Source organism: Pseudomonas sp. FW305-28 (genome assembly GCF_017351395.1).
Taxonomy (GTDB): Bacteria; Pseudomonadota; Gammaproteobacteria; order Pseudomonadales; family Pseudomonadaceae; genus Aquipseudomonas; species Aquipseudomonas fluorescens_AA.
Window position 1 is genome coordinate 1 of sequence record NZ_JACNDD010000191.1, and the last position, 11,085, is coordinate 11,085.

At 63.1% G+C, this 11,085-nt stretch carries 6 protein-coding genes; 2 read left to right on the forward strand and 4 right to left on the reverse strand.

The window, feature by feature from the left end:
* Positions 1-7: 7 nt before the first annotated feature.
* The 3 genes from J4E53_RS27670 to recQ form a co-directional block, all read right to left on the reverse strand.
* Positions 8-1,972, reverse strand: coding sequence for a FimV/HubP family polar landmark protein (locus J4E53_RS27670; RefSeq protein WP_103307882.1), 1,965 nt, complete (start codon positions 1,970-1,972; stop codon positions 8-10).
* A 119-nt stretch (positions 1,973-2,091) separates the two neighbouring features.
* A complete protein-coding gene (locus J4E53_RS27675) occupies positions 2,092-2,526 on the reverse strand; it encodes a MarR family transcriptional regulator (RefSeq protein ID WP_003199001.1) in 435 nt (144 codons plus the stop codon).
* Positions 2,527-2,643: 117 nt separating this feature from the next.
* Positions 2,644-4,770, reverse strand: a complete 2,127-nt coding sequence (gene recQ / locus J4E53_RS27680) for a DNA helicase RecQ (RefSeq protein WP_103307883.1) — start codon at positions 4,768-4,770, stop codon at positions 2,644-2,646.
* 330 nt (positions 4,771-5,100) lie between these two features.
* Between recQ and J4E53_RS27685 the strand changes: the two genes are divergently transcribed.
* Together J4E53_RS27685 and J4E53_RS27690 are read left to right on the forward strand one after the other, a co-directional pair.
* Complete coding sequence (locus J4E53_RS27685; protein ID WP_060738682.1) at positions 5,101-5,688, forward strand: YecA family protein; 588 nt, start codon at positions 5,101-5,103, stop codon at positions 5,686-5,688.
* Positions 5,689-5,696: 8 nt separating this feature from the next.
* Entirely contained in the window at positions 5,697-6,092 is a 396-nt protein-coding gene (locus J4E53_RS27690) for a YbaN family protein (protein ID WP_103307884.1), read from the forward strand.
* A 348-nt stretch (positions 6,093-6,440) separates the two neighbouring features.
* Here J4E53_RS27690 and J4E53_RS27695 read toward each other — a convergent pair.
* On the reverse strand, positions 6,441-11,085 hold a 4,645-nt coding region (locus J4E53_RS27695), incomplete at its 5' end, for an Ig-like domain-containing protein (protein ID WP_207268232.1).

Sequence of the window (11,085 nt, forward strand, 5' to 3'; positions counted from 1 at the left end):
ATGGCGCTTAGCGAATCCCCGCCAGCAGCACCCGGGCGGTGTGCTTGAGGGGTTCGTCCCCCTCTTCGAGCAGCTCTTCAAGCAGAGTGACGGCGGTCTTCAGGTCGCCATCGTCGATGCAGTTCTGTGCCTGTTCCAGCTTGACCGAATGTTCCGGAACCTGGGGTTCGAGGGACAGGGTGTCCAGGGAAACAGGTTCAAGGGCCAGCGGCTCAAATTCCAGCGCCTGCTCTTCATCGGCAAAGCCATCGAGGAAATCATCGTCCAGCGACTCGGTTTCCAGGGGGGCTTCCCATTGCAACTCCGGTTCGTCGAAACCTGAAAGCGACAAGCCCTCGACACTGTTGTCGGCCAGTGGCGTCGCAGGTTTTTCTTCAGCGAGGGTGCCCTGGTCATCCGCCAGGTCCCAGCTGGTGTCCATGGACAGTGCGTCCAGGTCCAATTCGAACTCGTCACTGGGTGCCTGTTCACGTTCAGGCGCAAGAACCGGTGCCAGGGGTTGTGCCTGTTCCGCTATCGGTGCGGTGATCAAGGCAACCTTGGGATAGCGCCCGCGGATATCCTCCAGCGTTCCGGCATCGACGCCTTGTGCCAGCAGATGATGTTCCTGGGCCTGGAAACCGATGACATCGCCCTGCTTGCCCAATACCTCCAACAACTTGAGGCCCAGGTCGGTGCGCTCCGGTTCGGCCAGCAATGCCGCGCGCAACAGCCCGGCGGCCTCGGTGAAACGGCCGTAGGTCAGGTAGATCCCGACGCCCTCCAGCACATCCCCCTGGGGCGCATCACCGTTGTTGAACGAGTTCGCGGCCTCGGACGGCTCCGTCTCGGGGATTGATGCGAAGGTTTCGTCACCCGCCTCCAGCATCGGCTCGGGGCGCTCGGTCATCGGCTCCAACTCGTCCTGCTGCTGGCGACGCCGAATGAACAGTAACAATGCGAGCAACCCCAACAGGGCCACCAATCCCGCCACCCATGTCCAATTGATGCTCTCTGGCTCTGCAACCGGTTCGGTCACGGGGGAGACGTCCGGTGCCGGCTCCGATGCAGGCTGCGCCGGTTGCGGTTGCGCCGACGCAACGGGGGCTGGAGTCTCGGCCAGCCGGGTCTGCAATTCGCTGATCTGCTTGCGCTGGCCGGCGATTTCTTCGTCCTGGGCCTGGAGCCGCGCCTGCAGAGCCTCGATGGTCTTCTGTTGCTCCTGGCTCTGCAGCACGCTGGCGGCCAACTGCTCATCGGTCGCGGCGGCCTGGCCAGCGGTGGATGCAGCCGCTGTCGGCAGCACGGCCGAGTCGGGCAATAACAGGCGCTGGCCGATGGAGAGCCGGTCGCTGCCGGGATTCAGGGCCTGGATCCCTTGCATCAACTCATTGACCGACGCGTTGCTGCCGGCGTCATGCAGGCGCTGGGCAATCACCCAGGGGTTGTCTCCCTGCACGACCGTGTAACGCTTGCCCTGTACCGCCGGGGGCGGCTTGATGGCCGGAGTGGCCTGGCTCGGCGTCGCAGGCTGCGGGGCCGTGGACGGTTCGTCACGGGCCGGCACGATACCCGGTGAGCCCGGTGGGTCGATCAGCACAGTGTATTCGCGCAGCAGGCGCCCATTGGGCTGATTGAGCTGCACCAGGAAATTGAGAAAGGGCTCTTCCACCGGCTTGCTGGACGTCACCCGAATGAAGCTGCGCTCACCCCGCCATACCGGCGTAAAGCGCAGGTTGCTGAGAAAGAACACCCGCTCCACACCCGCACGACTGAAGTCGTCCGGGCTCGCCAGGCTGGCCGACAGATCCCCTTCACCGATCCCGGCCACATCGACCAGGGCGATATCGGCGCGCAACGGCTGGTTCAGGGCGGAATGGAGCGTGATCTCGCCAAGGCCCAGCGCGGACGCCAAGGCCGGAAACCCCAAGGCACCCACGACGATCGACACGTTGACCCAACTGCGCAACGTGGACTGCAAACTTTCAAGCATGGGCATCCCTTTCGATTACCAGAACCAACCGCGGCGTAAACGCTCCCAATAGGAACGCCTAGTACTGGTTATAGTTCGCTAACCGGCGAATCTCAAAAGCCTGAGGCCAGGGATCTGCCTCAGGATTTTTCCAGGTTAGCCAGGATCGTGCCGTGAACCCGCATGCACACGCGCATGTCCGCCTCGTCGACACCTTCGAAGAGCTCCCGGCGCAATTGCGTGGCAATGGTTTCGATCTGTTCGATCAACGGCAGGGCCGGTGCGCAGAGCACGATTTTCTTGGCCCGACGGTCTTCGGCCACAGCCTGGCGCTGCACCAGCCCCTGGGTCTCCAGGCTGTCGAGCAACCGGGCCAGGGTCGGGCCTTCGACGGCGACACTCTGGGCCAGTTCACGCTGGGTCGGCGCCTGTTCGAAACGGGCCAGGTGCAGCAGCACCAGCCAGCGCGCCTGGGACAGGCCCAGCCCGGCCAGGCGGCGGTCCAGTTCGGCGCGCCAGCCTCGAGACATTTGCGCCAACTGCATGCCAAAACGGTGTTGATCGGTTAACGGCATAAAAAACTCATCAGATCTGAAATAGAGAAAAACTAATTATTAGTCAGCTAAGCATGAGCTTTGGATTCAAGCAAGGTTCGCCTTGTACTGAATCGTTAAAGGAGCGCAACTCACTGATCAGACTTCAAATTCCGACTGTAACGCAGCCCTGACGCAATACAGCACACCTTCGGGCACCCGTCCGACAAACAGCGCGGCGACTTCGGACACCGGCGGTAACTCGCCCTCGCCGTCCAGGAACGCGTCCTGTACCTCGCCCATCAGTTCCTCGGGCAAATCCAGTGCCTGTTCCAGGGACAACTGCTGTTTGCCGATGGCCTCGGCCAGCATCGTGTAGACGTTTTTCTCCGAGCACTGCAATTGCCCGGCGATCTGCAGCGGGGTCATGCCGGCCCGGGCCAGCGTGATGAGCTCGTGGCGCACATCGGCCACCGCTTTCGGCGCTTCGACCTCGCCCCCCAGGACCTGGAGGAAGGCTTCGCCATACCGCTCCAGCTTGCGCGCCCCCACGCCGCTGACCCGGGCCATTTCCGCCAGGGAGGTGGGCTGGCTGCGGAGCATTTCCAGCAGCGTCGAATCGGGGAAGATGACGTACGGCGGCACGCCGTGTTCCTCGGCCAGCTTGCGACGCAAGGTGCGCAAGGCTTCCCATTGATCGCGCTCTTCGCCACGGACCAATTGGCTGGCCTGGCTCTTGCTGCTCTTGATCGCCGTGGCCGGCTTGAGGTCGCGGCGCAGTTCGAGGGTAACCTCGCCCTTGAGCAAGGGCCGGCAGGTTTCGGACAAGCGCAGGCCACCGTAGCCTTCCAGGTCAATGTCTGCCAGGCCGCGGGCCACCAGTTGCCGGAACAATGAGCGCCACTCACTCTCGGTGCGCGCCTTGCCCACGCCGAACACTGAGAGGTGCTGGTGACCGAAGTTGCGGATCTTCTCGTTGTCCTTGCCCAGCAACACGTCCACCAGGTGCCCGACGCCATAGCGCTGGCCGGTGCGGAAAATCGCCGACAAGGCCTGGCGGGCCGGTTCGGTGGCGTCCCAGGTTTCCACACCATCGACGCAGTTGTCACAGTGCCCGCAAGGCTGGGGCATGTCTTCGTCGAAATAGGCCAGCAGGGTCTGGCGCCGGCAGCGGGTCTCTTCGCACAACGAGAGCATGGCGTCGAGCTTGTGCTGCTCCAGACGCTTGTGGCGCTCATCGCCTTCGGAGTTTTGCAGCATCTGCTTGAGCATCACCACGTCTTGCAGGCCGTAGGCCATCCAGGCATCGGCCGGCAAGCCATCACGGCCGGCACGCCCGGTTTCCTGGTAGTACGCCTCGAGGGACTTGGGCAAGTCCAGGTGTGCGACAAAACGCACGTTGGGCTTGTCGATGCCCATGCCGAACGCCACGGTGGCCACCATGATCAGGCCTTCCTCGTTGAGGAAGCGCTTCTGGTGGTAGGCCCGCAGGTCGTTGGGCAGGCCGGCGTGATACGGCAACGCCGGGAACCCCTGTTCACACAGGAACGCCGCCACTTCATCGACCTTTTTGCGCGACAGGCAATAGACAATGCCGGCATCGCTGCGGCGCTCGGCGAGGAACGCCAGCAGTTGCTTGCGTGGCTGCTCCTTGGGCACGATGCGGTAGAAAATGTTGGGACGGTCGAAGCTGGACAGGAACCGCTCGGCCTCCTGCAAGTGCAGGCGCTCGACGATTTCCTCGCGGGTACGTTTGTCGGCGGTGGCGGTCAGGGCGATGCGCGGCACGTCAGGGAACAGTTCCGCCAATTGCCCCAGTTGCAGGTATTCACGTCGGAAATCGTGACCCCATTGAGACACGCAGTGGGCTTCGTCGATGGCGAACAGGGCGATTTCCAGGCTCTGCAGGAACGCCAGCATGCGCGGCTGCACCAGGCGTTCCGGGGCCAGGTACAACATTTTCACTTCGCCGCGCTTGATCCGCGTCGCCAGGTCCCGCTGTTGCTCGGCACTGAGGGTGGAATTCAGTGAAGCGGCGGCAACCCCCAGTTCCTCGAGGGTCGCGACCTGGTCGTCCATCAGCGCGATCAGCGGCGAAACCACCACCGCCAGGCCGTTGCGCAGCAGCGCCGGCACCTGGAAGCACAAGGACTTGCCGCCGCCGGTGGGCATGAGCACCAAGGCATCGCCACCGCTGGCCACGCGCTCAATAATGGCACCCTGGCGGCCACGGAAACTGTCGTAGCCGAAGATGTCCTTGAGGACGCGTTGAGCCTGTTCGAGCATAGAAACTCCAAAAATCACCGAAACATCCCTGCAAGGCTGGTTCAGAATCGCAAACGCTGCACCGGCAAATCGTAAGTGCGCGTTTCGAACCGGCGGACGCCGCAGGGCATCACAAAACGCGGCAGTATACCCGAGGCCTTCGCCGCAAAGGGGGCTGCTGACAAGAGGCGCTTGAAGCGAGTGCTGGACGAGGCACGAACCTGTGGCGATATGTGCCAGGCATGCGCGCAGTTCAGCCCTCACCAACAAGGCAAATACACTACGCGGCTGGCCTGGGCGCTCAAGAAGGCCTAGAATTCCCGCATTGTTTATTCCCCAAGGTAGCCCGTAATGTCCTTCGCTGAGCAACTGACCCGCCTGCAAGTCTTCCTCGACGCCGATGAGCTGCACGAGGAAGCGCTGGACTACGTGGCCGCTCACGGCTATCTGACCGCCCTGTCGATCTGCGCCGAAACGGTGCCGGATCGTGAGTGGATCGACGCCCTGTTCGCCGAAGAGCCGCATTACAGCGACGAAGCCCAGCGCGCCGAAATCGAAGCCACCCTGGTCGGCCTCAAGGCCCATATCGCCCGTCAACTGGCCTCCGACGAAGAATTCGAGCTGCCATGCGAACTGGACCTGGGCGATGACCCGGACGACTCGGAACTGCGTGGCTGGTGCATCGGCTTCATGGAAGGCGTGTTCCTGCGCGAAGCCGCCTGGTTCGAAACCGCCGAAGAGGAAGTCAGCGAAATGCTCCTGCCGATCATGGTGGGTTCGGGCCTGTTCGACGAGCAACCGGAATTTTCCGACATCGCCGCCGACGCGAACCTGATGGACGACATGATCGTCCAGATCCCCGAAGCCCTCACCGCCCTGTACCTGCTGTGCAACGCCCCGGACGAGAAACCGGCGATCCTCAAGCCTCGCCACCACTGAGTGACCGGGTGCCCTCGCCAGTCGGCAACCGCCCGCTGATCCTGCGTTACGCTCTACTGGCCATCGGCTGGCTGAGCGTGGTGCTGGGAGTCATCGGCATTTTCGTTCCCGTACTGCCCACCACCCCCTTCCTGCTGCTGGCCGCGGCCTGCTTCGCCCGCAGTTCGCCGCGCTTCTACCGATGGCTGGTCGAACATCCCCGCCTCGGCCCGTGGATCAGCGACTACCTCAGCGGCAACGGCATCCCGCTCAAGGGCAAGGTCTATGCCATCGGATTGATGTGGGCGAGCATTCTCTTTTCCTGCTACCTGGTGCCGCTGCCGTGGGCGCGGGGGTTCATGCTCACCAGTGCGGTATTGGTGACGATTTATATCCTCAGGCAGAAAACACTGCGCAGGCCCTAGGCCAACCCTGCAGATGCTCCCGCTGGGCTCTGTAGGAGCTGGTTCGCTTGAGACTCAAGTGTCTGGGGAAAGATCGCAGCCTCGCGCCGCTCGACAGCGCCTACCGCGCGCGCCGGCATGCCCTCGGAATCCGGCCCACACCGCAAGTCCTGTGGGAGCCGAGCTTGCTCGCGAAAGCGGTGTGTCTCGGATGGTGATGGTGGATGTGCCGCCGTCTTCGCGGGCAAGCCCGCTCCCACAGAGAGGCGCCGATCAATACTCATCTGAGACCAGGCAATCCCAACCTGGAATGTAGAAACCCCGCCATGTCCAATTTGGACATGGCGGGGTTTGTCGTTTCAGCTCACCTCACACCGTATCCACCTTCAACGAATGATCATTCAACATCCCATTGATGATGGTCGCCGTGTCCGCTGCGCCGATGATTCCTCCCGCGCCTGGCGCGACGCCGTAGTGACTGGCGAGGTTGACGCCGGCCAGGTCGATGGTCTGGTTCGGCGTGGCGCCGGCGATGGCGCTGACGTCGATGCTGGTGATGACCGACGCCCCGCTGCCGCTCACGCTGAAATGCAGGTAATCATCCAGTGACGCCGCGCTGTCATTCTCCCCTTGCAACAGCTGGGACAGGTCGAGCTTGTCGATGCCGGGGGTGAAGTCGGTGATCACGTCGTGGCCGCTATTGCCCGCCTGCCATTGGAAGGTGTCGGCGCCGCTGCCACCGGTGAGGGTGTTGTTGCCCAGGCCACCGATCAGCAGGTCGTCGCCGCCACCGCCATTGAGCACGTCATGGCCCAGACCACCGTCGAGGCGGTTGCTGGCACCGTCGCCGGTGAGGGTGTCGTTGAAGTTCGAGCCCACGAGGTTTTCGATGTGGCTCAATGTATCGGTGCCCGCACCCAGGGTGTTCTGCGCCGCCAACAGGCCCAGGTTCACCGTGACTGCCGACGTGGCGTGGGCGTAGCTGACGGTGTCGTTGCCCGTACCGCCATCGAGCAGGTCGTTGCCCGTACCGCTGTAGAGCAAGTCATTGCCTGCCCCACCGTTCAGGGTGTTGTTGCCCGAACCGGCACTGAGTACGTCGTTGCCGTCGCCCCCGTTGAGGAGGTTGTCGCCGTTGCCGGCCAACAGCACATCGTCGCCACTGGTGCCCGTCAGGGTATGGCCCGCCTGATAGCTGATGCCTACCGCTGCGCTGTCACTGCCGCCGTGGTTGTCGCTGGCGGTGTAGCTGCCGTGGTAATCCGGTGTTTTGTCTTGCGCCCCGGCATAGTCGACGGTGAGGGTCAGTTGATAGTTCTCCGCAGTGTTGGAATTACCGCCGCCGGGATTGGCGATGTTGGTGACGTGGATCTGGTAATTGCCATCCGCTGCCGCGGTGAAGGAAGCCCCGTCGTTGATCGCAATGAATGGCCCGCCGTTGAGTGAATACTCCATCGCGATGCGACCGGCCGAAAGATTGTGGTCCAAGGTGAGGGTTTCGCCCTGTTTAAGGCTGATGTTGAGCCGGTCTTCATCGTTGGTGTTGTTATTGGACACCATCCCCAATGCACCGCTGACCACCAACATCGCCGTCATGCTCGCGGTATTGGCGACGAAAGCGCTGCGGCTGAGGTTGATCGACTGCACGTTGTTGCCGGTGAAGCTGGCCGTGCCGGTGCTGCCGGTGAAGTCCGCGCCTTTGGCGACCCAACCGGTATTGAAACTGGTGGGTGACGCGGTGAGCGGATCGCCGTTGGCATCGCTGTCGTTACCCAGCAGCAACTCGCCCGGGATCACGATGTTGCCCGACAGCACGTTGGTGATGATGTTGTCGTCGGCAGCGATCGGTGGGCGGTTGGGCACGACGTTGATCACCAGGTTGGAGCTCGCCAGGTCACCGTCATGGTCGCTGACGGTGTAGCCGATGTGCTCGGTGATCAAGGTGCTGGTGGCCGTCTGGGAGGTGTAGCTGAACGCACCGGTATCCAGGTTCACCACCAGGGTGCCGTCGTGGTCGGTGGCGATGCTCAATGTGTTGGTGGCTGTATTGAAGGAGCCATGGTTGAGCCCGCCGCTGGCGGTCAGCGCGCCATGGCCACCGTTGGCCGCCGGGTCATAGCTGTACGTGGTGCCATCGACCACCAGGCTTTTGATAAACCCGCCATCGGCGCCAAACGAGCCCCCCTCGCCCAGCAGGTTGCCGGTGACCGGCGCGCCTTGCACGGTACCGGAAAGCACCGAGTTGAGCTGGTTCAAGTCGGTGACCACCACCGCATTGGTGTCGGTGTGGGTGCTGCCGTCATAGGCCAACGGGTCGAGATTGACGTTTCTGGCGCCGCTGCCCAGGCCGACGGCGTAATTCTTGATGCCGTTGGCATCGAGAAAGGCTTTCCACGCGACCTCGTCTGCCGAGCCGATTTCGCCCAAGGTCGGCTTGCCATCGGAGAAAAAATAACCAATGTTCTGGGCGCCGGTCAGTTGCCCGGGGGTTGCGAACGCGGTCTTGGCCATCGCCACGGCCGCATCGTAATTGGTGTCACCGTGCGCGCTCAGCGCAGCGATCAGCGTCTTGGCAGTTGCCACGTCCACCCACACGGCACTCTGGTCGGTGGCACTGCCACTGAAGGTCACAAGCTGGACTTTGACGTCGCCCATGTCGTCGTATTTGTCGAGCAAGGCGCTGATCGCCTGTTTGGCCAGATCCATACGCGAGAGTCCCGGCACGCCGGAATCGTCTTTCATGCTGCCGGACACATCAAGCACGATCAGCAGGTTCGAATCGACCTCCACCGCCGTCACCGAACGCTCGGACGCAACGACCTTTGGTATGTCATCGACGATGCTGACCACCAGGCTGCCGGTGGTGCTGTTGCCCAGGGCGTCCGTGGCCTGATAGGTGAAGCTTTCGCTCAGCACGTTCGGGCCATCGTTGGCATGGGGTGTGGTCGTGGCCGGCGAGGTCAAGGTGTAGGTGTACGACCCATCAGGATGGAGCAGCAACTGACCGTAGGTACCGCTGGCATTGCCCACCAGGGTGAAGGTGACGGCGCCCGTGGCACCGCTGACCGAGCCGACCAAGGTCCCGCTGGCGGTTTCACCGGTGGCGCTCGGGTCACTGCCGGTGACGGTGCCGGGGGCCAGGTCCTGGCCGTCCTGGGTCAGGTCCAGGGCTTTTTCGTAGACGGTCACGTCATGGTCGGTTTCTGCGACGAGGCAGCTGTTGTGTACATCGATGGTGATGGTGGTGGTGCTTTCATCGCCATCGGCGTCCCGCACGGTGTAGGTGAACACATCGATCGCGCCTGGCGCGCCGACAGCATCGGGATTGCTGTGGTAGACGGCGTTGCCGTTGGCGTCCAGGGTCAGGTAGCCGTAGGTGCCATTGATCTGGCTGTTGAGGCCGCCGATGGCTGGATTCGAGGTGTCGTTGCCCGCACGTACGCCGATGACTGCACCACCGTCGGCACCGAGTACGTCGTTGTCCAGCACGTTGCCATTGACCGTGCCGCCCTCCACCACCGAGGCGACATCGCAGTGAGCCTTGGGCACGTCGTCGACGATGTCGATGACGATGGTACTGGTGACCGTGTTGCCCAACGAGTCCGTGGCCTGGTAGGTGAAGCTTTCGCTCTGCACGTTCGGGCCATCGTTGGCGTGAGGCGTGGTGGTGGCTGGCGAGGTCAGGGTGTAGGTATACGAACCGTCGGGCTGAAGCGACAGTTGACCGTAGGCACCGGTGGCGTTGCCCACCAGCGCGAAGGTGACTGCGCCAACGGCTCCACTGATCGAGCCGACAAGGCTGCCGCTGGCGGTTTCGCTGGTGGCATTCGGGGCGCTGCCGGTGACGGTACCGGGTGCCAGGTCCTGGCCATCCTGGTTCAGGTCGAGGGCTTTTTCGTAGACGCTGATTTCGTGGTCGGGCGTGGCGACGAGGCAGCTTTCGTGGACATCGATGGTGATGGTGGTGGTGCTTTCATCGCCATCGGCATCGCGCACGGTGTAGGTGAACACGTCGGTCGCACCGGGGGCGCTGACGGTGTTCGGATTGCTGTGGTAAACGGCATTGCCGTTGGCGTCCAGGGTCAGGTAGCCGTAGGTGCCATTGATCTGGCTGTTGAGGCCACCGACGGCCGGGTTCGAGGTGTCGCTGCCGGCGCGTACGCCGATCACCATGCCACCGTCCGCGCCCAGCACGTCGTTGTCCAGCACATTGCCGTTGACCGTGCCGCCTTCCTCCACCGAGGCCAAATCGGCATGGGCCTTGGGCACGTCGTCGACGATGTCGATGACGATGGTGCTGGTGACCGTGTTGCCCAACGAGTCCGTGGCCTGGTAAGTGAAGCTTTCGCTCAACACGTTCGGGCCATCGTTGGCGTGAGGCGTAGTCGTGGCTGGCGCCGTCAGGGTGTAGGTATACGAACCGTCGGGCTGAAGCGACAGTTGACCGTAGGCACCGGTGGCGTTGCCCACCAGCGCGAAGGTCACTGCGCCCACAGCACCGCTGATCGAGCCGACGAGGCTGCCGCTGGCAGTCTCGCTGGTGGCATTCGGAGTGCTGCCGGTGACGGTGCCGGGGGCCAGGTCCTGGCCATCCTGGTTCAGGTCGAGGGCTTTTTCGTAGACGCTGATTTCGTGGTCGGGTGTGGCGACGAGGCAGATATCGTGGACATCGATGGTGATGGTGGTGGTGCTCTCATCGCCGTCGGCGTCACGCACGGTGTAGGTGAACACATCGGTCGCGCCTGGGGCGCTGACGGTGTTCGGGTTGCTGTGGTAGACGGCGTTGCCGTTGGCGTCCAGGGTCAGGTAGCCGTAGGTGCCATTGATCTGGGTGTTCAAGCCACCGATCGCCGGAGTCGAGGTGTCGTTGCCAGCGCGCACGCCAATCACGGCACCACTCGCGGCCGGCCCGTCGGCGCCGCCTTCGTCGTTGTTCAGGACGTTGCCACTGACCGTCCCGCCCTCATCCACCGAGGCGGCATCAGCATGGGCGGTCGGCAAATCATCGACGATG

What these genes read in the sequence shown, in the direction of transcription:
- J4E53_RS27675 (WP_003199001.1), bottom strand. Translation starts at nt 2,526, where the DNA reads ATGCCGTTAACCGATCAACACCGTTTTGGCATGCAGTTGGCGCAAATG.
- recQ (WP_103307883.1), bottom strand. Translation starts at nt 4,770, where the DNA reads ATGCTCGAACAGGCTCAACGCGTCCTCAAGGACATCTTCGGCTACGAC.
- J4E53_RS27670 (WP_103307882.1), bottom strand. Translation starts at nt 1,972, where the DNA reads ATGCTTGAAAGTTTGCAGTCCACGTTGCGCAGTTGGGTCAACGTGTCG.
- J4E53_RS27685 (WP_060738682.1), top strand. Translation starts at nt 5,101, where the DNA reads ATGTCCTTCGCTGAGCAACTGACCCGCCTGCAAGTCTTCCTCGACGCC.